The organism is Streptomyces prunicolor, assembly GCF_045162825.1.
Classification (GTDB): Bacteria; Actinomycetota; Actinomycetes; order Streptomycetales; family Streptomycetaceae; genus Streptomyces; species Streptomyces prunicolor.
Genome location: NZ_CP108676.1, coordinates 2139188 through 2162408, shown reverse-complemented (window position 1 = coordinate 2162408; position 23221 = coordinate 2139188). Strand labels below are relative to the sequence as shown.

Sequence of the window (23221 nt, the reverse complement as noted above, 5' to 3'; positions counted from 1 at the left end):
GGAAGTTCGAGGAGTTCGTACGATGGGCTACCGCATCCTGGAGACCGACGACATCCCGGCCTACCTGCACGAGCGCGGCCACTGGGCGGACGTGACCGACATCCATGTCCGCGAGGTGTCGGACGGCAACATGAACCGGGTGTTCCTCGCGTCGAACGCCGACGGCAGCCACAGCCTCGCCATCAAGCAGGCGCTGCCCTGGGTGCGGGTCGCCGGACCCTCCTGGCCGATGAGCCCCGAGCGCGCCGACGCCGAGGCCCGGGCCTACGAGCAGGTCGCGCGGGTCGCCCCCGACAAGATCCCGGCGATCCACGGCTACGACGCCGACAACTACGCCCTCGTCATGGAGGACATGTCCGACCTGGAGGTCCTGCGCACGGTCCTCAACGAGGGCGCGTCCTACGGCCCGGACACCTCGGCCCGGATCGGCGAGTTCGTCGCCCAACTCGCCTTCGCGACCAGTGACTTCGGCATGGACTCCGCCGACCGCAAGGCGCTGATCGCGGCCTCGGTGAGTCCCGAGCTGTGCAAGATCACCGAGGACGTGGTCCTCTCCGAGCCGTACATCGAGCACGAACACAACCACTGGCTCCCGGAGTTGGCCGACCTGGCCGCCGAGTTCCGCGCGGATACCCGGCTGCGCACGGAGGTCGCCGATCTCCGGTACACCTTCATGACCAGCGCCCAGGCCCTCCTCCACGGCGACCTGCACACCGGCAGCGTCATGGTCGGCGAGCGCGAAGGCGCCCCGGTGGTACGGGTCTTCGACCCCGAGTTCTCCTTCGTCGGCCCGATCGGCTACGACCTCGGCCTGTACTGGGCCAACGTGCTGGTGTCGGAGGAACGGGCCCGCGCGCTGGGCGCGTTGACCGACCATGGCGACCAACTCCGGCTCTCCTGGGAGGCGTTCGAGACCGAGTTCCGCCGCCTCTGGTCCACCCGTGTCGACACCTTCTTCGACGACGCCTTCCTCGACCGCTTCCTCTCCCGCGTCTGGACCGACTCGGTCGGCTACGCCGGTACGGAGATCGTCCGCCGCATCATCGGCTTCGCCCACCTGACCGACCTGACGACGCTGCCGGATCCGGTACCGGCGTCCCGGCGGACGTTGCTGTTGGGGCGTGAACTGATCATGCGGCGCGATGAGTTGACGTCACCGGAGCACATCAGGGCGCTCGTCTGAGGGGCGTCACCTCGCCGGGAGGCGTCACTCCGCTGAGAGGCCTCACTCCACTGAGGCGCGTCCCTCCGCGTCGAACCAGTCCTTGCCGGCCGCCCAGTGCGCCACCCAGCCGGCGAACCCCGGCGCGGAGGTCGTGAACCCGAACTCCGCGCCGAACGGCATGGCGCCCACGTCGGTGACGTGCCAGACGTGCCCCCGCTGGGGGCCGGTGACGACCAGGTGCCAGTTCATCGCGCAGCCATCGGTCCCGAGCACGATCGAGCCGTGGTTGAGGACCTGCTCGACGACCGCGTCCGGGTCCTCGTAGGGCCCGTCGTCCTCCTCCCACAGCCACCCCGCGGCGAGCGGGAACGGCTTGCCCGGGTCCCGGTCCTCCTCGCCGTCGCCCCAGTCGTCCGGCAACTCGGCCAGCCCCACCAGCCCGTACTCCGGCGGCCCTTGGAACGACCCGTCGGATATCTCCGCCACGAACGTCCGGTACGGCTCCGGCAGCACCACCCCGTGCTCCGCCTCGAACGCGCGCACCGCGTCCCAGCCGAGCGCCGACTCCCCGCCGTCGTCCACGCCGAACGCCGCCCGTAGCGCGGCGAGTTCATCGGCGGAGGCTTGATCGTTGTTCATACGCCCATGAAAGCACCCGGCACTGACAACCGGGCACGCCAAAGGGGCGGCTCCCTCCAGAGGGAACCGTCCCTTTCGCGGCGTAGCGAAAAACGCCGCAGCGAAAACCGCCGTAGCGACCGGCGTCGTAGCCGTAGCGCCTACTTCTTGTCGAGCAGGTCCTGGACCTTGCTCCGCACCTCGTCCGTCGCCAGGCCCCGGATCGTCAGGGTCGTGCGGCGGCGCAGGACGTCGTCCTGGGTCTCGGCCCACTCGTGGTCGCGGGCGTAGACGACCTGGGCCCAGATCTCGGGGGCGTCGGGGTGGACGCGCTGGCCCAACTCCGGGTTCTCGTTGGCGAGTCGGGCGATGTCGAAGGCCAACGAGCCGTAGTGCGTGGCCAGGTGCTTCGCCGTGTCGGCCGCCATGCGCGGGCCCGGCGCCGGGTTGTCGACCAGGAGACGGTGGGCGACCGCGCGCGGGTTGGCGACACCGGGCAGCGGGAGCTTCTTCGGGAGGGAGGAGATCGGTTCGAAGTCCTCGCCCAGCGGGCGGCCGGGCAGCGCCTCCAGCTTCTGCATGACCGTACGGCCGATGTGCCGGAAGGTCGTCCACTTGCCGCCCGCGACGGACAGCATGCCGCCCTTGCCCTCGGTCACCACCGTCTCGCGCTTGGCCTTCGCGGTGCTGCCGGGGCCACCGGGCAGCACGCGCAGACCGGCGAAGGAGTACGTGATCAGGTCACGCGAGAGCTGCTGGTCGCGGACCGAGAACGCGGCCTCGTCCAGGATCTGGGATATGTCCTTCTCGGTGACCGAGACGTCCGCCGGGTCGCCCTCGAACTCCTCGTCCGTCGTGCCGAGCAGCAGCATGTCCTCCCAGGGGAGGGCGAAGGTGATGCGGTACTTGTCGATGGGGGTCGCCAGCGCGGCCTTCCACGGGGACGTGCGCTTCAGGACCAGGTGCGCGCCCTTGGAGAGGCGGATGGAGGGCGCCGCGTTCGGGTCCTCCATCTTGCGCAGGTGGTCGACCCACGGGCCGGTCGCGTTGAGCACCAGGCGGGCGCTCACGCCGAACTCGTCGCCGGAGGTGGTGTCGCGCAGCTCCGCGCCGGTCACCCGGCCCTGGGTGAAGCGCAGGCCGGTGACCTGGGCGTGGTTGAGGACGACCGCGCCCGCCTCGACGGCCGCGCGGACCGTCATCAGCGCCATGCGCGCGTCGTTCATCTGGTCGTCGCCGTACACGGCGACGGCCTTGAGGTTCTGGGTGCGCAGCTCGGGCACGTCCTGCGCCGCCTTGGCGGGGGACAGGAGGTGGCCGACGCCGTCGCCGAACGCGGAGAGCGCGGAGTAGGCGAAGACGCCCGCCCCGAGCTTCGCCGCACCGTGCGGACCGCCCTTGTAGACGGGCAGGTAGAACGTGAGCGGGTTCGCCAGGTGAGGAGCCACCTGGCGGGAGACCGCACGGCGTTCGAAGTGGTTCTCCGCCACCAGCTTCACCGCGCCGGTCTGCAGGTAGCGCAGACCGCCGTGGAGAAGCTTGGAGGAGGCGGAAGAGGTGGCACCGGCGAAGTCGCCGGCGTCGACCAGGGCCACCCGCAGCCCGGACTGCGCGGCGTGCCAGGCGGTGGAGATGCCCAGGATGCCGCCGCCGATGACGAGGAGGTCGTACGTCGCCTTGGAGAGCTGCTCCCGGGTCTCGGCCCGGCTCGGGTTCGAGCCGGAGGCCGGGTGCGTACCGAGGGCAGGCACGGACTGCAGGGTGGACTGACTGGTCATGTGGGGTTCTTACTCCTCGTCGTCGAGCCAGCCCATGGTCCGCTCCACGGCCTTGAGCCAGCTCTTGTACTCACGGTCGCGCTTCTCCGCGGCCATGTTGGGGGTCCACTCGGCGGCCCGGCGCCAGTTGGCACGCAGGTCGTCGGTGCTGGTCCAGAAGCCGACGGCGAGACCGGCGGCGTAGGCGGCGCCGAGGCAGGTGGTCTCGGCGACCATCGGGCGCACCACGGGGGCGTCCACGAAGTCGGAGAGCGTCTGCATCAGCAGGTTGTTGGAGGTCATGCCGCCGTCGACCTTGATCGCCGCGAGCTCGACACCGGAGTCCTTCGTCATGGCGTCGGTGATCTCACGGGTCTGCCAGGCCGTGGCCTCCAGGACGGCGCGCGCGAGGTGCGCCTTGGTGACGTACCGGGTCAGACCGGCGATCACACCGCGGGCGTCGGAGCGCCAGTACGGGGCGAACAGACCGGAGAAGGCCGGCACGAAGTAGGCGCCGCCGTTGTCCTCGACCGTGAGCGCGAGCGTCTCGATCTCGGCGGCGGTGGAGATGAGGCCCATCTGGTCGCGCATCCACTGCACCAGCGAACCGGTGACGGCGATCGAACCTTCGAGGGCGTAGACCGCCTTCTGTTCGCCGATGCGGTAACCGACCGTGGTGAGCAGGCCGTTGTACGAGTTGACGGGCTTCTCGCCGGTGTTCATCAGCAGGAAGGTGCCGGTGCCGTACGTCGACTTGGCCTCGCCCTCGGCGAAACAGGTCTGGCCGAACAGGGCCGCCTGCTGGTCGCCGAGCGCCGAGGCGACCGGGATGCCGCCGAGCACGTCGCCGAGACGGCCGCCGGTGACCTCGCCGTAGACCTCGGCGGAGGAGCGGATCTCGGGCAGCATGTTCAGCGGGACGCCGATGGACTCGGCGATCTTCTCGTCCCACTCCATGGTGTGCAGGTTCATCAGCATGGTGCGGGAGGCGTTGGTGACGTCGGTGACGTGCCTGCCGCCGTTCACACCGCCCGTCAGGTTCCAGATGACCCAGCTGTCCATGGTGCCGAAGAGGATGTCTCCCGCCTCGGCGCGCTCGCGCAGGCCCTCGACGTTGTCGAGCAGCCAGCGGGCCTTGGGACCGGCGAAGTAGCTCGCCAGCGGCAGGCCGGTCTCGCGGCGGAAGCGGTCCTGGCCGACGTTGCGGCCCAGCTCCTTGCAGAGCGCGTCGGTGCGGGTGTCCTGCCAGACGATGGCGTTGTGGACGGGCTCACCGGTGTTCTTGTCCCACAGCAGCGTGGTCTCACGCTGGTTGGTGATGCCGATGGCCTTGATGTCGTCGCGGGTGATGCCGGCCTTCTCGATGGCGGAGGCGACGACTTCCTGGACGTTGGTCCAGATCTCGGTGGCGTTGTGCTCGACCCAGCCCGGCTTCGGGAAGATCTGCTCGTGCTCCTTCTGGTCGACGGAGACGATACGGCCGTCCCGGTCGAAGACGATGCAACGGCTGGAGGTCGTGCCCTGGTCGATGGCCGCGATAAACGGTCCGGCGGTGTGCGCGTCGGTCACTGTGTGCTCCTGAGGGGTTCCGTGGTCATGAGGACTGGTTCTACTGCTGCTTCAGTGCTCGGAGTTCCGGTTCTCATCCGGTTCTAAGCAAAGGCGAGGTTGTAGATACCCGCAGCGATCGCGCCGCCGATCAGTGGACCGACGACCGGGATCCAGGCGTAGCTCCAGTCGGAACCGCCCTTGTTCGGCAGCGGCAGGAGCGCGTGCACGATGCGCGGGCCCAGGTCACGGGCCGGGTTGATGGCGTAACCGGTCGGGCCGCCGAGCGACAGACCGATGGAGACGACCACGAACGCGGTGATCAGGGCGCCCAGTGTGCCGAGACCGTTGCCCTTGTCGTTCAGACCCTGCGTCAGGATGGCGAGGATCAGGACGACGGTGCCGATGATCTCCGTGGCGAGGTTCTGCACCACGTTGCGGACCTCGGGACCGGTGGAGAAGATGCCCAGGACCGGGCCCGCGCCCTTCTCCTCGGCCTCCACGGACTTGGCCGTCGGCTCGCCGACGATCTCCTTGTCCGTGAGGTGGGCCTGGAACTGGCCGTAGTAGGCCACCCAGACCAGGGTCGCGCCGATCATGGCGCCGAGCAGCTGCCCGGCCCAGTAGATCGGGACGTTGTCCCAGCCACCGTCCTTGATCGCGAGTGCGAGTGTCACGGCCGGGTTGAGGTGGGCACCGGAGAGCGGTGCCGAGATGTACACGGCCGTCATGACGGCGAAACCCCACCCGAAGGCGATGGCGAGCCAGCCGGCGTTACGGGCCTTGGAGGCCTTCAGCGTGACGGCGGCGCAGACGCCACCGCCCAGCAGGATGAGCACGGCGGTACCTATGGTCTCGCCGATGAAGATGTCGGAGCTGGACACCCGCGACTCCTTTGTCCTTCGTCCAGGGAAGCCGAACCCCGGGTCCCGCCGGGGGTTCGTGCGCCCTCGGGGGTGAGAGCGATGCCGGCCTTTGGCGTTGCCACACTCTAGCGCGTATTGCCGGTAGGTGTTCGACAATGCCGACCGATGGACGGGAGTCTTGCTCCGGTGTTACAGGCGCGTCAAGAGTGCTGTTATCGAAAACACGATCGTTATTGATTGCTGTGGGCTATCGATCATGTGATCGATGCGGACGGCAGTCAGGTGGACACCGTGTGTGGCGATTTGGCGTTTTGGCCGACTTTGTCGTCAAGGGTACGACTAAGACCGGAACGCTCCCTAGGGCGTTCCGGTCTTTTTTGCTGTGAATCGGGGAGGGATCCTGGCTGGTCAGAACCGCCCGGCGCCGAGATCCCGTGACACCGCGCGGGCACAGTCCCGTACCGCGGCGATCAGCTCGGGGCGCAGCGCACCCTCCTCGTCCGACCGGCACAGCCGCTCCACGGCCCCGGTGATGCCGACCGCGCCGACCGGCATGCGCCGCCGGTCGTGGATGGGGGCGGCGATGGACGCGACGCCCTCCCAGGTCTCCTCGACGTCGGCCGCGTACCCACGCGCGCGCGTGACGTCGAGGATGTGCTCGAAGTCGGCCGGCTCGGACACCGTACGGTCGGTGAAGGGCTTGCGGTCGGCCTCCAGGGCCTCGCTGTGCGCGACCGGGTCGAAGGCCGACAGCACCTTGCCCAGGGCCGTCGAGTGCAGCGGCTGCATGGCCCCGATCTCCAGGACCTGCCGGCTGTCGTCGGGGCGGAAGACGTGGTGCACGATCAGGACGCCGTGCTGATGCAGCACTCCTAGGTGCACGCTTTCGCCGCTGGAGCGGGCCAGGTCGTCCGTCCACACCAGGGCGCGGGCCCGCAGCTCGTGGACGTCTAGGTAGGTGGTGCCCAGGCGCAGCAGTTCGGCGCCGAGCTGATAGCGCCCGGAGACGTCGTCCTGCTCGACGAAGCCCTCCTGCTGGAGGGTGCGCAGGATGCCGTGGGCCGTGCCCTTGGCGAGACCGAGCGACGAGGCGATGTCCGAGAGGCCGAGCCTTCGCTCGCCGCCCGCGAGCAGGCGCAGCATCGCGGCCGCCCGTTCGAGCGACTGGATGTTCCGTGCCATCGCCGTACTGCCTCCGTCCCGTTCGACCGTCGACGCGCGACGTCGCTGCCGCCGTTCGGCAATGTCGAACACTACCGGTCCATGCCGACCTCCCGCTAATGGTCGGCCGATTCCGGTCACGTCTCCTGTTGTGCCACTTGTCGCGAGAACCTAGACGGCGTCGACCCGCCCGTCACCTCGGTCCGCCTCCCTGCCATGCCAGTCCGTCCCATGGACGGCTCAAGCACGCTCCCGCCCGACCCCGTTACGCTGGCGACGTGCACGCTCCCCGGGGAGTTCCGTGAGAGGTTCCCAGGGAAGCCGCAAAGCCGACAGCCGTCGCACTCCAGGGAGCCCCTTTCATGGCCTCGTCGCCACTGACCCCTTCTGCTGACAGCCGGACCCGTGTGTCCGCGCTCCGAGAGGCACTCGCCACCCGTGTGGTGGTCGCCGACGGAGCCATGGGCACCATGCTCCAGGCACAGGACCCCACCCTCGAGGACTTCGAGAACCTCGAAGGCTGCAACGAGATCCTGAACATCACCCGCCCGGACATCGTCCGCTCGGTCCACGAGGAGTACTTCGGCGTCGGCGTGGACTGCGTCGAGACGAACACCTTCGGCGCGAACCACTCCGCCATGGCCGAGTACGACATCCCCGAGCGCGTCCACGAACTCTCCGAGTCCGGCGCCCGCATCGCCCGCGAGACCGCCGACGACTTCACCGCCCGCGACGGCCGCCAGCGCTGGGTCCTCGGCTCCATCGGCCCCGGCACCAAGCTGCCCACCCTCGGCCACATCGGCTACGCCACCCTCCGCGACGGCTTCCAGGCGAACGCCGAGGGCCTGCTCGCCGGCGGTGCCGACGCCCTGATCGTCGAGACCACCCAGGACCTCCTCCAGACCAAGTCGTCGATCCTGGGCGCCCGCCGCGCCATGGAGGCGACCGGCGTCGACGTACCCCTGCTGGTCTCCATGGCCTTCGAGACCACCGGCACCATGCTCCTGGGCTCCGAGATCGGCGCCGCGCTGACCGCGCTCGAACCCCTCGGCATCGACATGATCGGCCTGAACTGCTCGACGGGCCCCGCCGAGATGAGCGAGCACCTGCGCTATCTCGCCCGCCACTCCCGCACCCCGCTGCTCTGCATGCCGAACGCGGGCCTGCCCATCCTCACCAAGGACGGCGCCCACTTCCCGCTCGACCCCGAGGGCCTGGCCGACGCGCAGGACCACTTCGTCCACGACTACGGCCTGAACCTGGTCGGCGGCTGCTGCGGCACCACCCCCGAGCACCTGCGTCAACTCGTCGAGCGGGTCCGCGAGTTGGCGCCCGTCGAGCGCCACCCCCAGCCCGAGCCTGGCGCCGCCTCGCTCTACCAGACGGTCCCGTTCCGCCAGGACACCGCCTACATGGCGATCGGCGAGCGTACGAACGCCAACGGCTCGAAGAAGTTCCGCGAGGCCATGCTCGACGGCCGCTGGGACGACTGCGTGGAGATGGCCCGCGACCAGATCCGCGAAGGCGCCCACATGTTGGACCTCTGCGTGGACTACGTCGGCCGCGACGGCGTCGCCGACATGGAGGAACTGGCTGGCCGCTTCGCCACCGCCTCCACCCTGCCGATCGTCCTGGACTCCACCGAAGTCCCGGTCATCCGGGCCGGGTTGGAGAAGATCGGTGGCCGCGCGGTCATCAACTCCGTCAACTACGAGGACGGCGACGGCCCCGAGTCCCGCTTCGCGAAGGTCACCAGGCTGGCGCAGGAACACGGCGCCGCCCTCATCGCGCTGACCATCGACGAGGAGGGCCAGGCCCGCACTCCGGAGCACAAGGTCGCCATCGCCGAGCGGCTGATCGACGACCTGACCGGCAACTGGGGCATCCACGAGTCGGACATCCTCATCGACACCCTGACCTTCACCATCTGCACCGGCCAGGAGGAGTCCCGCGGCGACGGCATCGCCACCATCGAGGCGATCCGCCGCCTCAAGGCCCGCCACCCCGACGTCCAGACCACGCTGGGCCTCTCCAACATCTCCTTCGGCCTCAACCCGGCCGCCCGCGTCCTGCTCAACTCCGTCTTCCTCGACGAATGCGTCAAGGCAGGCCTCGACTCGGCGATCGTGCACGCCTCGAAGATCCTCCCGATCGCCCGGTTCACCGAGGAAGAGGTGCAGACGGCCCTCGACCTGGTCTACGACCGCCGCGCGGAGGGCTACGACCCGCTCCAGAAGCTGATGGCCCTCTTCGAAGGCGCCACCACCAAGTCCCGGACGGCGGGCCGCGCCGAGGAGTTGGCCGCCCTCCCGCTGGACGAGCGGCTCAAGCGGCGGATCATCGACGGCGAGAAGAACGGCCTGGAGACCGACCTGGCCGAGGCGTTGGAGACCCGTCCCGCCCTCGACATCGTCAACGCGACACTCCTGGACGGCATGAAGGTCGTCGGCGAACTGTTCGGCTCCGGCCAGATGCAGCTGCCGTTCGTGCTCCAGTCCGCCGAGGTCATGAAGACCGCGGTCGCCTATCTCGAACCGCACATGGAGAAGTCGGACGCCGAGGGCAAGGGCACCATCGTGCTCGCCACGGTGCGCGGCGACGTCCACGACATCGGCAAGAACCTCGTCGACATCATCCTGTCCAACAACGGCTACAACGTCGTCAATCTCGGCATCAAGCAGCCGGTCTCCGCGATCCTGGAAGCCGCCGAGGAGCACCGCGCGGACGTCATCGGCATGTCCGGCCTCCTGGTCAAGTCCACGGTGATCATGAAGGAGAACCTCCAGGAGCTCAACCAGCGCAAGATGGCCGCCGACTACCCGGTCATCCTGGGCGGCGCCGCGCTGACCCGGGCGTACGTCGAGCAGGACCTGCACGAGATCTACGAGGGCGAAGTCCGTTACGCCCGCGACGCGTTCGAGGGCCTGCGCCTGATGGACGCCCTGATCGGCGTCAAGCGGGGCGTGCCCGGCGCGAAGCTGCCCGAGCTCAAGCAGCGCAGGGTGCGGGCGACGGCGGCCGTCACAGAGGTCGAGGAGCGCCCCGAGGAGGGCCACGTCCGCTCCGACGTGTCCATCGACAACCCGATCCCCGAGGCGCCGTTCCGCGGCACCCGGGTCATCAAGGGCATCCAGCTCAAGGAGTACGCGTCCTGGCTGGACGAGGGCGCCCTCTTCAAGGGCCAGTGGGGCCTCAAGCAGGCCCGCACGGGCGACGGACCGACGTACGAGGAACTCGTCGAGACCGAGGGCCGCCCCCGCCTGCGCGGCCTGCTGGACAAGCTCCAGACCGACAACCTCCTCGAAGCGGCCGTCGTCTACGGCTACTTCCCCTGCGTGTCCAAGGACGACGACCTGATCATCCTGGACGACGAGGGCAACGAGCGCACCCGCTTCAGCTTCCCGCGCCAGCGCCGCGGCCGCCGTCTCTGCCTGGCCGACTTCTTCCGCCCGGAGGAGTCCGGCGAGACCGACGTCGTCGGCTTCCAGATCGTCACCATGGGCAACCGCATCGGCGAGGAGACCGCGAAGCTCTTCGAGGCGAACTCCTACCGCGACTACCTCGAACTGCACGGCCTGTCCGTCCAGTTGGCCGAGGCGCTCGCCGAGTACTGGCACGCGCGCGTGCGGTCCGAACTCGGCTTCGCCGGCGAGGACCCCACCGACGTCGAGGACATGTTCGCCCTCAAGTACCGGGGCGCCCGCTTCTCCCTCGGCTACGGCGCCTGCCCCGACCTGGAGGACCGAGCGAAGATCGCCGCCATGCTGGAGCCGGAGCGCATCGGCGTCCACCTCTCGGAGGAGTTCCAGCTGCACCCGGAGCAGTCCACGGACGCGATCGTCATCCACCACCCGGAGGCGAAGTACTTCAACGCGCGCTGAGCGACCTCCGAGCGCTGAATCCACAGGCGCCCGGAACGGACGAGCGCACTGATCGGATAAGTCGTACACTGGTCGGTCCACCGCAGGCCGGTCGCCCTTGTTGGTATCAGGGGCGGCCGGCCTGATCGTCCCTCAAGGAGGTGCGCCAGGATGACCAGCACGGTCCCCGCGCTCGGAACCCGTACGGCCGAAGGCTCAGCACTGCAGGCCGTACTCCTCGACATGGACGGCACCCTGGTGGACACCGAGGGCTTCTGGTGGGACGTCGAGGTCGAGGTCTTCGCCGCCCTCGGGCACACCCTCGACGACTCCTGGCGCCATGTCGTGGTCGGCGGCCCCATGACCCGCAGCGCCGGCTTCCTGATCGAGGCCACCGGCGCCGACATCACCCTCGCCGAACTGTCCGTCCTGCTCAACGAGGGCTTCGAGGACCGCATCGGGCGGGCCCTGCCGTTGATGCCGGGCGCCGCCAGACTCCTGGCCGAGCTGGCGGAGTACGAGATCCCCACGGCCCTGGTCTCCGCCTCGCACCGGCGCATCATCGACCGCGTCCTGACCGCGCTCGGCCCCCAGCACTTCGCGCTGACGGTGGCCGGCGACGAGGTGGCGCGCACCAAGCCGTACCCCGACCCGTATCTGCTGGCCGCCGCCGGACTCGGCGTCGACCCGGCCCGCTGCGCCGTCGTGGAGGACACCGCGACCGGTGTCGCGGCCGCGGAGGCGGCGGGCTGCCTGGTGGTGGCCGTGCCGTCCGTGGCGCCCATCGCCCCGGCCGCCCGGCGCACCGTCGTGACCTCGCTGGAAGTCGTCGACCTGGCATTTCTCCGCGGGCTGATGGTCGACTGATGACGGAAATGCGTCAGCCGTTCACCGAGCGTGCAAAGTCCAATGGTGCCAATGGGAAAAGAATTCGGACTCGGCCGACCGGCCGAATTCCGTTGCTCTCCAACTGAGTTGATGTGTGTGAGGTTCCCCACGTGCAGGGGGGTCGACATCGTGGTCACCCTGTGCTGTTCACCCCATTTCTGAGGCCGATCACGCACCCTTGTGTCCCGATTGGTGAAACCCTGCACTAATCCTTCCCTCGGCGGGTTTTCGGTCTGTCCACAGCCGGTTCCGCTGCGTGATGGGAACTCAACTACGGTGGCCGCGAACCCCCGTGCGGGTCCGGACTAATCTCAACGCGAGAACATCGCCCTAATCCCCGTGATCGGCATCGCCACCCCATGTATGCCGGGTACACGGACTCGAACAGCTCTGGAGAAACTCGAGCATGAACCGCAAGACTTTGGTGCTGTCGGCCGTCGTCGGCCTGCTCGCGCCGGTGCTCGCCGCGTGTGGCGGCTCCGGCAGCGGGAGTTCCAGCGACGATGCGATAGTCGTCGGCACCACGGACCGGTTCGAGGCGACGAAGGACGCTCCGGCGCCGCTCGACCCCGCCTACGCCTACGACGTCGGCACCTGGAACATCCTGCGCCAGACCGTGCAGACCCTGATGATCCAGCCCAAGGGCGAGGGCGACCCGGTGCCCGAGGCCGCCGAGAAGTGCGGCTTCACCGACACCGGCAACGAGCGCTACGCCTGCACCCTGCGCGAGGGTCTGAAGTTCGCCAACGGCGACAAGATCACCGCGGAAGATGTGAAGTACTCCATCGACCGCGCGATGCGCATCAAGGCCGACAGCGGTGTGTTCGCCCTGCTGTCCACCGTCGACACCGTCGAGACCCAGGGCGACCGCGAAGTCATCTTCCACCTGAAGACGGCCGACGCCACGTTCCCGTACAAGCTGTCCACTCCCGTCGCCGGCATCGTGAATCCGGACGACTACCAGAAGGACAAGCTGCGCGACGGTTTCGGTATCGACGGCTCCGGCCCGTACACCCTCTCGGTCTCCGAGAAGGACGACGCGATCACCACGGCCACGTTCACCAAGAACCCCAATTACAAGGGTGCTTTGAAGGTGAACAACACCAAGGTCGAGATGCGTACTTTCGCGGACGCCGACGCCATGGGCAGCGCCATCAACAAGGGCGACATCGACGTCATGACGCGCACCATGACGCCGGAGCAGATCCAGAAGCTCAGCGACGACACGGACGGCGACGTCGACCTCGTCGAGATGCCCGGCCTCGAAATCCGCTACCTGGGCTTCAACACCAACGCCCCGACCGTGAAGACGAAGGCCGTACGCGAGGCGATGGCCCAGATCATCGACCGCGGCGAACTCGTCTCCAAGGTCTACGGCACCGAGGCCGAGCCGCTCTACTCCATGGTCCCGGCGACCATCACGGGCCACTCGAACTCGTTCTTCAACAAGTACGGCGACCCGAGCGTCTCCAAGGCCAAGCTGATGATGGAAGCGGCCAACATCACCACTCCGGTGAAGCTGACCCTGAACTACACGACCGACCACTACGGCTCGGCCACCAAGGAAGAGTTCGAGCAGCTCCAGAAGCAGCTCAACGACAGCGGCCTGTTCGACGTCAGCATCAAGGGCACCCCCTGGGCGACGTTCCGCCCGGCCGAGCAGAAGGGCAAGTACGACGTCTACGGGATGGGCTGGTTCCCGGACTTCCCCGACGCCGACAACTACCTCGCGCCGTTCCTCGACAAGGACAACACCCTCGGCTCGCCGTACGTCAGCACCAAGATCAGGAGCACCCTGATCCCGGAGTCCCGTCGCGAGGCCGACCGGCTCGCCGCCTCCAAGAGCCTCACCGCCATCCAGGACATCGTCGCCACCGACGTCCCGCTGATCCCGCTGTGGCAGGGCAAGCAGTACGTCGCCGCCCGCGACGACGTCACGGGCACCGCGTACGTGCTCAACTCCTCCTCGACCCTCCAGCTCTGGGAGCTGGGCCGAGGCGTGGGCAACTGACGCTCCGACCCGCACACGCAGTACTCAAGCTCGACCAGTGGCCAGCCCCGCCGACTCCGGCGGGACTGGCCACCGGCCTGTGGACCGGACACGGCAGCCGCTGACCCGAGCCCGCACACAGAAGAGGGCGCCCCTGTCAGGAAGGGGCGCCCTCTTCGTCGTACGGCTGCCTGCTGCGACTACGACGGCTACTGCGCGCCGGGACGCACCAGACCGCTCTCGTACGCGTACACCGCGGCCTGCACCCGGTCCCGCAGGCCCAGCTTGGTGAGGACGTGCCCCACATGCGTCTTGACGGTGGTCTCGCTGACGAAGAGATCGGCGGCGATCTCGGCGTTCGACAGCCCGCGCGCCACCAGCTTCAGCACCTCGACCTCACGCTCGGTCAACGTGTGCAGGGCGTCCGGGACGGGCTCGTCACCCGACGGCAGATGGCTGGCGTACTTGTCGAGCAGCCGCCGCGTGATGCTGGGCGCGAGCATGGCCTCGCCGGAGGCCACCACCCGGATCGCCTGCACGAGTTCGTTCGCCGGCGCGTCCTTGAGCAGGAAGCCACTGGCACCGGCCCGCAACGCCTCCACGACGTACTCGTCGAGGTCGAACGTGGTCAGCACCAGCACCTTCGCCGGACCGTCCCGCCCGGGACCGGTGATCTGCCGGGTCGCCTCCACCCCGTCCATCCGCGGCATACGGATGTCCATCAGCACCACATCGGGCTGCAGAGCCCGCACCTGGTCGAGCGCTTGCAGTCCGTCACCGGCCTCGCCGACGACCGCGAGATCCTGCTCCGCCTCCAGAATCATCCGGAACCCGGTTCGCAGCAGCGGCTGGTCATCAACCAGTAGGACGCGGATGGCCACGTGAATCTCCTTCGCTAGCCCGGCCCCATTCTGCCCTGCGCACCGCCACCCGACTCGACCGGCCTTGCGGGCGGCTACGGGGTGGCCTGGTGGTGGGGGTGGGGGTGGGGGGAGGGGGCCGGCCTCGGGATGGAGCGCCGTGTGCGGTGTCAGGGCTCCTGAAGGGGACACGGTCTACTACGTCCGGTTCTCCGGGTGGAACGCCGTTCGCCTGCTCCGGGGCGCTGGCGGGAACGCCGTCTGCCGCCTGGCCTGGGCGTTCGCTGGAAAGAGCGTCGGCCGACTTGGAGTTCAGGGCGGGAGGAGTGTCGGTTGGTTTTGGGTTGCGGGCGGGAAGGGTGTCGGTTGGCTTTGGGTTTGGGGCGGAAAGAGCCTCGGTCGGCGTCGGGTTTGGGGTAGGAGGGACGTTCGGTTGGCTTCGGGCTCTGGGCGGGAGGGGTGTCGGTCGTTTGGGTTTGGGGCGGGAGGGGCGTCGGCCGGCTTCGGGTTTGGGGCGGGAGGGACGTTCGGTTGGCTTCGGGCTCTGGGCGGGAGGAGTGCCGGTCGTTTGGGTTCCGGCCGGGAGGAGCGTCGGTCTGCTTGCGGTTGGTGAGCGGAGGGACCGGCGCCTTTTGCGGGCCCCGGCGCGAGGTTCGTCCGTCGCCCGTGACTCCCCGGCGGAGAGATCGTCCGAAGCCTTCAACTCCCTGATGGGGACGGCGTGCGACGCCTCGGGCTCCCCGCCAGGGGATATGCGCGGCGCCTCCGACCCTCCGGCGGAAACACGGTCCTGCGTCTCTGGACGCGTGGCGGAAACCCCCTGGCGCTTCACACCCGTGCCGGAGGTCCGGAAATACCGACCGCGATCTCCGGACCTCCAACGGAAGTACCGCCCGCCGCCCTGGCACCCCCCGTCCGCCCCGTGGCTCCCCGGCCCAGGGCGGTGACACGGTTGGCAAACCAGCCCCGCGCCTTGAGGGATTGTCCGCAGTCACCGGCCCCTGGAAGAGACCGCCGGGTGCCTCTGACCGAGACGCAGTCCCCTCCGTACAGACACCTGGTGAAGGAGTCTGACCGTCGCCTAAGACCCCGTGCCGGAGAGGCTCTCCGCAGCACCTGGACCGCTGGCGGGAACGCCAACTACGCCCTTGGGCTCCCCGGCAGAAACACCGTCCACCACCTCCGAACCCGCAGCGGAAGCACCGCCGACCACCTCCACAACCTCAGCGGAAACACCCGCCTCCGCACCCCCATCAGCCCTCCGTACCGGCAACGGATAAGGCGGGGGAGTGCCGCCGAACTCCGGGCACACCGCCTGGTGGTCGCACCAGCCGCACAGCTTGGTCGGGCGTGGGCGCCACTCGCCGGTCTCCGTGGCCAGCCGGATCGCCTCCCACAGGGCCAGCAGCTTGCGCTCCACCCGCTCCAGGTCGGCGATGACGGGGTCGTACGTCACGACGTCCCCACTGCCCAGATACACCAGCTGGAGCCGCCGCGGGACGACCTGCTTCAGCCGCCAGACCACCAGGGCGTAGAACTTCATCTGGAACAACGCACCCTCGGCATACTCCGGCCGCGGCGCCTTGCCCGTCTTGTAGTCGACGATCCGCACATCACCCGTGGGCGCCACATCGACCCGGTCGATGATCCCGCGCAGCTTCAGTCCCGAATCCAGCTCGGCCTCGACGAACATCTCCCGTTCGGCGGGCTCCAGCCGTGTCGGATCCTCCAGGGAGAACCACCGCTCGACCAGCCGCTCCGCCTCCCCGAGCCAGCGCGCCAGCCGCTCACCCTCCGGATCATCGGCGAACAGCTCCACGACCTCCGGCCGGGACTCCCGCAACCGGTCCCACTGCCCCGGGATCAGCGACTTGGCCCGCGGCGCCGTACGCTCGGCCGCCGGTGCGTCGAAGAGCCGCTCCAGCACCGAGTGCACCAGGGTTCCCCTGGTCGCCGCCTCGCTGGGCTTCTCGGGCAGCCGGTCGATGACCCGGAATCGGTACAGCAACGGGCACTGCATGAAGTCACTGGCACGCGAGGGCGACAACGAGGCGGGCGCTATGGCCACGCGCTCGACCACGCCCACCGTCCCCGTCTCCACCGTCACCGCCGCGGTCGGCCCCGCCGCCGCGCCCTCGTCGCCGACTGTCCCCGCGACGCCCTCCGCACTGGTCTCCATGCCCACGAACCTTACGGCCCGCCACTGACAGTGACCCGATCCCGGCCGACGCACCCGCGACGGCCGGGGAAACGCGGGGGGTGCCGGGGCGGAACGCGTCGCGACCGCCGCATACCATCGACCCGAGACCCCTCCGCCCGGCTGGCGCGGAGGATGCTTCGAACGAGGGGACACCGTGGACGAGAGCGGCGGGAGCGGGCAGCCGCGGTCCGGCACCAACGAGCCGACCGAACACGCCCCGGGTGCCACGACCCCGACCACCGACCCCGGCACTCCCGAACCGAAACCGGACGACTCCGCCCACCAGAGCCCCGACACATCGCGCCAGGAACAAGGGAACGCGAAGACATCGTCCGGGGAGCGCGAGGAGGCGAGCACGTCGATCGAGCACGCCGATCGGGACGACAGCTCGGAGCAGATCACGCCGCCGGCGCCCGCAGCAGGGCCCAGTACGGAGCCGGGATCACCGTCCGAGTCCGCCGAGTCCGCCGATCACAGCGCTGCCGAGACGCCGACGTCCTCAGGGTCCACCGGCTCCACCACGCACCACCGCACGGAGCCCGAGGCGACCGCACAGGACCACAGCCGGCCCAACACGCCGCACGCTCACCTGAACGGCGAGCCGAAACGTGACGGCACGCCCACGGGCAACGAGCACGGCGCCGACCAGCCGAGCCACCCCAACCTCCCCTACGCCCACACCGACCCCCACGCCCGACCCGAAACCACCCCCAGCCCCATCGCCAAGGGCCGCCCCCCGCAGCGCCCCAAGGAGCCCGGCGGCGGCCTGCTGATGGGACGGCCCTTCGGAGTGCCGGTCTACGTGGCCCCCAGCTGGTTCCTCGTAGCCGCGCTCATCACCTGGGTGTTCGGCGGCCAACTCGACCGCGTGCTGCCCGAACTCGGCGCCGCCCGCTACCTCGTGGCCCTCTTCTTCGCGGTCGCCTTCTACGGCTCGGTCCTGGTGCACGAACTCGCCCACACCGTCGCCGCGCTCCGCTTCAAACTCCCGGTCCGCCGCATCCAGTTGCAGTTCTTCGGGGGAGTCTCCGAGATCGAGAAGGAGGCCGAGACCCCCGGCAGGGAGTTCGTGCTGGCCTTCGTCGGCCCGCTGCTCTCGCTGATCCTCTCGGGCATCTTCTACCTGGCCATGCTGCCCGTCGAACCCGGCACCGTCCCGGGCGTCCTGCTGGCCGGCCTGATGGTCTCCAACCTCATCGTGGCCGCCTTCAACCTGCTGCCGGGCCTGCCCCTCGACGGCGGACGTATGCTCCGCGCGGTCGTCTGGAAGATCACCGGCAGGCCCATGAGCGGCACCATCGCCGCCGCCTGGGTCGGCCGTGCCCTCGCCGTCTCCGTCCTGATCGGCCTGCCGCTGCTCACCCAGACCGGCGCCCTCGGTACCAACACCGAGGACATCAGCGGCATGGACACGGTCACCGACGCCCTGCTCGCCGCGATCCTCGCCGCGATCATCTGGACCGGCGCCGGCAACAGCCTTCGTATGGCCCGACTGCGCGAACACCTCCCGGAACTCCGCGCTCGCAACCTCACCCGCCGCGCGGTCCCCGTCGAGACCAACACCCCGCTCTCCGAGGCCCTGCGCCGCGCCAATGCCGCCGGCGCCCGCGCCCTGGTCGTCGTCGACGCCGACGGCCAGCCCCTCTCCCTCGTCCGCGAGGCAGCCATCGTCGGTGTCCCCGAACACCGGCGCCCCTGGGTCGTCGTCAGCGGCCTCGCCCAGGACCTCACGGACGGCATGCGCGTCTCCGCCGAACTCGCCGGAGAGGACCTCCTGGACGCCCTGCGCGCCACCCCCGCCACCGAGTACCTCGTGGTCGAGGAGACCGGCGAGATCTACGGCGTCCTGTCCGCCGCCGACGTCGAGCGCGCCTTCGTTAAGGCCATGGCCCGCCCCAACTGAGGCACGCGCGCGTGGTCGGCGGCCCCCGCAAACGCCGGTAGGCTGGTCACATGTCCGAACCGACCGGTGCCGCCCGCAGGCGCGGGCCCTTCAAGGTCGGGGACCAGGTTCAGCTGACCGACCCCAAGGGCCGCCACTACACGTTCACGCTCGAAGCCGGGAAGAATTTCCACACCCACAAGGGTTCCTTCCCGCACGACGAACTGATCGGTGCTCCCGAGGGCAGCGTTGTCCGCACCACCGGCAACGTCGCCTACCTCGCGCTGCGCCCCCTGCTCCCCGACTACGTCCTGTCCATGCCCCGCGGCGCCGCCGTGGTCTACCCCAAGGACGCGGGGCAGATCCTGGCTTTCGCCGACATCTTCCCCGGCGCCCGCGTCGTGGAAGCGGGCGTGGGCTCCGGCTCGCTCAGCAGCTTCCTGCTGCGCGCCATCGGCGACCAGGGCATGCTGCACTCCTACGAGCGCCGCGAGGACTTCGCCGAGATCGCCCAGCAGAACGTGGAGCGCTACTTCGGCGGCCCGCACCCGGCCTGGCAGCTCACCGTCGGCGACCTCCAGGACAACCTGTCCGACCTGGACGTCGACCGCGTCATCCTCGACATGCTGGCCCCCTGGGAGTGCCTGGAGGCCGTCTCCAAGGCGCTCGTGCCCGGCGGCATCCTGTGCTGCTACGTCGCGACCACCACCCAGCTCGCGCGGACCGTCGAGTCCATCCGCGAGATCGGCTCCTTCAACGAGCCGACCGCCTGGGAGACGATGCTCCGCAACTGGCATGTCGAGGGCCTGGCCGTCCGCCCCGACCACCGGATGATCGGCCACACCGGCTTCCTCCTCACCGCCCGCCGCCTCGCGGACGGCGTCGAGCCGCCGATGCGCCGACGCCGCCCTTCCAAAGGCGCCTACGGCGACGACTACACCGGCCCGAACGCCGACGGTGGCGGCGCCACCGGCCGCTGAGCCGCACGCAAGGGCGGCCCTGTGCCGCACTCAACGCACGAACGCCGTGGCTGAGTTCCCGAAAGTCTTCGGGAACTCAGCCACGGCGTCTTCGTTCTGACGTACCGACACCCCACCGAACCCTCCCGTGTGACCGGGCGAACGAACTGTCGACCCCGCCGTTCCCCCGCACCGTGCCGTGTGGCAACATGCAGGCCACCCCCACCGGCACAGCCCTCACAGGAGACACTCCTAGTGCAGCACTCCGCCGTCCCGGAACTGGAACTGGCACACACGAACACCCGCCCCATCCACTGGGTCGCCACCGCCACGGCTCTCGCCGGTGTCGTGGCTCTCTCCTCGGGCCTGCAGCCCGACTCCGCGCACGCCGCCCAGGCCGCCGGCCCGCAGACCAAGTCCGCGCCCGCCGCCGCGGCCCCCGCGACCACAGGAGTCGCCTTCCCCCTCGACTGCGGCCCCGTGAAGGCCGTCGTACAGAAGAAGGCATCCGGAGACCTCGACGGCGACGGCCGGCCGGAGACGGTCGCCGTGGTCCACTGCGACGCGGGCATGGGCACCCCGCCCGACGGCGTCTACGTCCTCACCCAGGGGGCCGGAGCCGCCAAGCCGCGCGTCGTCGCCACCCTGGTCGCCCCGAAGGCCCGCGAGACCGTCACCACCTTCGCCGTACGCGACGGCGCGGTCCTCGCGACACTGCTCGGCTACTCGACGGCGGACGTGCCCAGTTGCTGCCCCGACGTGAAAGAAACCGCCAAGTGGCAGTGGCAGAGCGGCAAGTTCGTCCGCTCCACCCCCGGCAACGCCCAGAACGTCTGACGACGACCTGCTGAACCTCAGGCCGCGTCGGGCCCGTACACCTCGACCCGGTCCGCGACCCGGCGCACATGGATGCAGTCACCGGGGCACTCCTTGGCGGAGTCCACGACATCGACCAACAGCGGCAGCGGTACGAGCGTGGTGGCGCCCTTGTCCTGCAACAGCTCGTCGTCCGGGCTCTTCACATAGGCCAGACCGTCGATGTCCAGCTCGAAGACCTCGGGGGCGTACTGGACGCAGATCCCGTCGCCGGTACAGAGGTCCTGGTCGATCCAGACCTCCAGCGCCTCGCCGTCGGCCGCGGCCTCGTCCTGCACGGTGATGTCTCCTGTTTCCGCCGGGTGTTGAACATCTTCGACCCTACCTCCGACCGCCCGAACGACCTTTCTCCGCGATCTCAGGTTTTACGCCACCCCATGACGGACACTGTCCGCATGGACACTCTCCGTCAGGAGCACCATGGCCGGTTTCCACCGGGCGTCGAACCCGCCCGCACGGCAACTCACGTCCGCCGTGAAGGTTTTTGACCAACCCGGCCTTGGAACAGTCCGCTTCTGAATCACGTTGAGTGGGTATCCACACGGCGTGAGGGAGAGCGCTGGGTGACCGACGACACACCTTGACAGTCTTTGTGATCTAGGGGTTTCAATCGACACCCACCCAGGTAGGGTCTGGAAGCGTCCAGCTCCCCTTGGAGGAGGTGAGGACCGTGGCAGCCCACGACGACGACATGAACCGCGGCATCCGCCCGGGACGAGGGTCCGACGACCCGTCCGGGCAGATTGCCTACCTTGAGCAGGAGATCGCCGTCCTGCGACGTAAGCTCGCCGACTCTCCGCGACACACGAGGATTCTCGAAGAGCGGATCGTCGAGCTGCAGACCAATCTGGCCGGGGTGTCCGCCCAGAACGAGCGACTCGCCAACACGCTCCGTGAGGCCCGCGACCAGATCGTGGCCCTCAAGGAAGAAGTCGACCGGCTCGCACAGCCGCCGGCCGGCTTCGGTGTCTTCCTCGTGGCCAACGAGGACGGCACAGCGGACATCTTCACCGGTGGCCGCAAACTCCGGGTGAACGTCAGCCCAAGCGTGGAACTCGAAGAGCTCCGCCGCGGCCAGGAAGTAATGCTCAACGAAGCGCTCAACGTGGTCGAGGCCATGGAATACGAGCGCGTCGGCGACATCGTCACCCTCAAGGAGATCCTTGAGGACGGCGAACGCGCCCTCGTGCAGGGGCACACCGACGAGGAACGGGTGGTACGGCTCGCCGAGCCGCTCCTGGACGTCGTCATCCGCCCCGGCGACGCCCTTCTGCTGGAACCTCGGTCCGGCTATGTCTACGAGGTCGTACCGAAGAGCGAGGTCGAGGAACTCGTCCTCGAAGAGGTCCCCGACATCGGCTACGAGCAGATCGGCGGTCTGGGCGGCCAGATCGAGATGATCCGCGACGCGGTCGAACTGCCGTACCTCTATCCCGAACTCTTCAAGGAGCACGAACTGCGGCCGCCCAAGGGCGTCCTGCTGTACGGGCCTCCTGGATGCGGCAAGACGCTCATCGCCAAGGCCGTCGCCAACTCGCTGGCCAAAAAGGTCGCCGAGGTCACCGGCCAGGCCACCGGCAAGAGCTTCTTCCTCAACATCAAGGGCCCCGAGCTCCTCAACAAGTACGTCGGTGAGACCGAGCGGCAGATCCGCCTCGTCTTCCAGCGTGCACGTGAGAAGGCCAGCGAAGGAACTCCCGTCATCGTCTTCTTCGACGAGATGGAGTCCCTCTTCCGCACCCGTGGTTCCGGTGTCAGCTCAGACGTGGAGAACACCATCGTCCCCCAGCTGCTCGCAGAGATCGACGGCGTGGAGGGCCTGCAGAACGTGGTCGTCATCGGCGCCTCGAACCGCGAGGACATGATCGACCCCGCCATCCTGCGCCCCGGCCGCCTGGACGTGAAGATCAAGATCGAACGTCCCGACGCCGAGGCCGCCAAGGACATCTTCGCCAAGTACCTCACCGAGCGCCTCCCGCTCCACCCCGACGACGTCGGAGAGCACAGCGGCGACAAGACCACCACCGTCCAGAGCATGATCCAGACGGCCGTGGAGCACATGTACACGGAATCCGAGGAAAACCGCTTCCTGGAGGTCACCTACGCCAACGGTGACAAGGAAGTCCTCTACTTCAAGGACTTCAACTCCGGCGCCATGATCGAGAACATCGTGGGCCGGGCCAAGAAGATGGCCATCAAGGACTTCCTCGACCAGAAGCAGAAGGGCATCCGCGTCTCGCACCTCCTCCAGGCGTGCGTGGACGAGTTCAAGGAGAACGAGGACCTGCCCAACACCACCAACCCCGACGACTGGGCCCGGATCTCCGGAAAGAAGGGCGAACGGATCGTCTACATCCGTACGCTCATTACCGGGAAGCAGGGCGCCGACACCGGACGCTCCATCGACACGGTGGCGAACACCGGTCAGTACCTGTAAGAACAGGGCGGCTGCGGGTGCCCTCGGCGGGTACCCGCAGCCGACTGTTTTTCAGGCCATGACCGAACAAGGGGCGCGCGAGGCAATGACGCAAATGATCTCCCCACCAGCGCAAAGCCGTTCTAGGCTCTTCGGTACCGCCGAGTCGCGCAGT

At 68.8% G+C, this 23221-nt stretch carries 16 protein-coding genes; 8 read left to right on the top strand and 8 right to left on the bottom strand.

Going from position 1 to position 23221, the window contains the following annotated elements; translation table 11 throughout:
• The first annotated feature begins 22 nt into the window (after positions 1-22).
• Positions 23-1183: an S-methyl-5-thioribose kinase gene (gene mtnK, locus OG588_RS09680; protein ID WP_405946916.1), complete on the top strand. Its 1161-nt coding sequence runs from the start codon at positions 23-25 to the stop codon at positions 1181-1183.
• A 42-nt stretch (positions 1184-1225) separates the two neighbouring features.
• On the opposite strand, the gene OG588_RS09675 is transcribed toward mtnK, so the two are convergent.
• The 5 genes from OG588_RS09675 to OG588_RS09655 form a co-directional block, all read right to left on the bottom strand.
• A complete protein-coding gene (locus tag OG588_RS09675) occupies positions 1226-1804 on the bottom strand; it encodes an SMI1/KNR4 family protein (protein ID WP_405946915.1) in 579 nt (192 codons plus the stop codon).
• Positions 1805-1944: 140 nt separating this feature from the next.
• The gene (locus OG588_RS09670) at positions 1945-3561 is read right to left on the bottom strand and encodes an FAD-dependent oxidoreductase (RefSeq protein ID WP_405946914.1); all 1617 of its coding nucleotides are present in this window, start codon (positions 3559-3561) and stop codon (positions 1945-1947) included.
• Positions 3562-3570: 9 nt separating this feature from the next.
• Positions 3571-5109 (bottom strand): glycerol kinase GlpK, encoded by a 1539-nt coding sequence (gene glpK / locus OG588_RS09665; RefSeq protein WP_405946913.1) that lies wholly within the window; start codon positions 5107-5109, stop codon positions 3571-3573.
• Positions 5110-5192: 83 nt separating this feature from the next.
• Complete coding sequence (locus OG588_RS09660; protein WP_317770018.1) at positions 5193-5972, bottom strand: MIP/aquaporin family protein; 780 nt, start codon at positions 5970-5972, stop codon at positions 5193-5195.
• A 390-nt stretch (positions 5973-6362) separates the two neighbouring features.
• Complete coding sequence (locus tag OG588_RS09655) at positions 6363-7136, bottom strand: IclR family transcriptional regulator (RefSeq protein ID WP_405946912.1); 774 nt, start codon at positions 7134-7136, stop codon at positions 6363-6365.
• A 341-nt stretch (positions 7137-7477) separates the two neighbouring features.
• Here OG588_RS09655 and metH point away from each other — a divergent pair, with 341 nt between their 5' ends.
• The 3 genes from metH to OG588_RS09640 all read left to right on the top strand — a co-directional run bounded on the left by metH (position 7478) and on the right by OG588_RS09640 (position 13874).
• On the top strand, positions 7478-10996 hold the full coding sequence (gene metH / locus OG588_RS09650; protein WP_405946911.1) for a methionine synthase: 3519 nt from the start codon (positions 7478-7480) through the stop codon (positions 10994-10996).
• Positions 10997-11146: 150 nt separating this feature from the next.
• A complete protein-coding gene (locus OG588_RS09645; RefSeq protein ID WP_405946910.1) occupies positions 11147-11842 on the top strand; it encodes an HAD family hydrolase in 696 nt (231 codons plus the stop codon).
• A 427-nt stretch (positions 11843-12269) separates the two neighbouring features.
• Complete coding sequence (locus OG588_RS09640) at positions 12270-13874, top strand: ABC transporter substrate-binding protein (RefSeq protein ID WP_405946909.1); 1605 nt, start codon at positions 12270-12272, stop codon at positions 13872-13874.
• Positions 13875-14062: 188 nt separating this feature from the next.
• Here the strand turns inward: OG588_RS09640 and OG588_RS09635 are convergent, their stop codons facing one another.
• On the bottom strand, positions 14063-14734 hold the full coding sequence (locus tag OG588_RS09635) for a response regulator transcription factor (protein ID WP_019059117.1): 672 nt from the start codon (positions 14732-14734) through the stop codon (positions 14063-14065).
• Positions 14735-15794: 1060 nt separating this feature from the next.
• On the bottom strand, positions 15795-16892 hold the full coding sequence (locus tag OG588_RS09630; RefSeq protein WP_405946908.1) for a RecB family exonuclease: 1098 nt from the start codon (positions 16890-16892) through the stop codon (positions 15795-15797).
• 175 nt (positions 16893-17067) lie between these two features.
• Here OG588_RS09630 and OG588_RS09625 point away from each other — a divergent pair, with 175 nt between their 5' ends.
• The 3 genes from OG588_RS09625 (at position 17068) to OG588_RS09615 (ending at position 20591) form a co-directional block, all read left to right on the top strand.
• A complete protein-coding gene (locus tag OG588_RS09625) occupies positions 17068-18816 on the top strand; it encodes a site-2 protease family protein (protein ID WP_405946907.1) in 1749 nt (582 codons plus the stop codon).
• A 50-nt stretch (positions 18817-18866) separates the two neighbouring features.
• Positions 18867-19775 (top strand): tRNA (adenine-N1)-methyltransferase, encoded by a 909-nt coding sequence (locus OG588_RS09620; protein ID WP_405946906.1) that lies wholly within the window; start codon positions 18867-18869, stop codon positions 19773-19775.
• A 234-nt stretch (positions 19776-20009) separates the two neighbouring features.
• Complete coding sequence (locus OG588_RS09615) at positions 20010-20591, top strand: hypothetical protein (protein WP_398853015.1); 582 nt, start codon at positions 20010-20012, stop codon at positions 20589-20591.
• Between the two features lie 17 nt (positions 20592-20608).
• On the opposite strand, the gene OG588_RS09610 is transcribed toward OG588_RS09615, so the two are convergent.
• Positions 20609-20914, bottom strand: coding sequence for a ferredoxin (locus tag OG588_RS09610; RefSeq protein ID WP_026150758.1), 306 nt, complete (start codon positions 20912-20914; stop codon positions 20609-20611).
• Positions 20915-21300: 386 nt separating this feature from the next.
• Here OG588_RS09610 and arc point away from each other — a divergent pair, with 386 nt between their 5' ends.
• Complete coding sequence (arc, locus tag OG588_RS09605; RefSeq protein ID WP_405946905.1) at positions 21301-23067, top strand: proteasome ATPase; 1767 nt, start codon at positions 21301-21303, stop codon at positions 23065-23067.
• Positions 23068-23221: the final 154 nt, after the last annotated feature.

Coding starts and splice junctions, on each gene's coding strand:
- mtnK (WP_405946916.1), top strand. CDS start 23: ATGGGCTACCGCATCCTGGAGACCGACGACATCCCGGCCTACCTGCAC.
- OG588_RS09675 (WP_405946915.1), bottom strand. CDS start 1,804: ATGAACAACGATCAAGCCTCCGCCGATGAACTCGCCGCGCTACGGGCG.
- OG588_RS09670 (WP_405946914.1), bottom strand. CDS start 3,561: ATGACCAGTCAGTCCACCCTGCAGTCCGTGCCTGCCCTCGGTACGCAC.
- OG588_RS09655 (WP_405946912.1), bottom strand. CDS start 7,136: ATGGCACGGAACATCCAGTCGCTCGAACGGGCGGCCGCGATGCTGCGC.
- metH (WP_405946911.1), top strand. CDS start 7,478: ATGGCCTCGTCGCCACTGACCCCTTCTGCTGACAGCCGGACCCGTGTG.
- OG588_RS09645 (WP_405946910.1), top strand. CDS start 11,147: ATGACCAGCACGGTCCCCGCGCTCGGAACCCGTACGGCCGAAGGCTCA.
- OG588_RS09640 (WP_405946909.1), top strand. CDS start 12,270: ATGAACCGCAAGACTTTGGTGCTGTCGGCCGTCGTCGGCCTGCTCGCG.
- OG588_RS09630 (WP_405946908.1), bottom strand. CDS start 16,892: ATGGAGACCAGTGCGGAGGGCGTCGCGGGGACAGTCGGCGACGAGGGC.
- OG588_RS09620 (WP_405946906.1), top strand. CDS start 18,867: ATGTCCGAACCGACCGGTGCCGCCCGCAGGCGCGGGCCCTTCAAGGTC.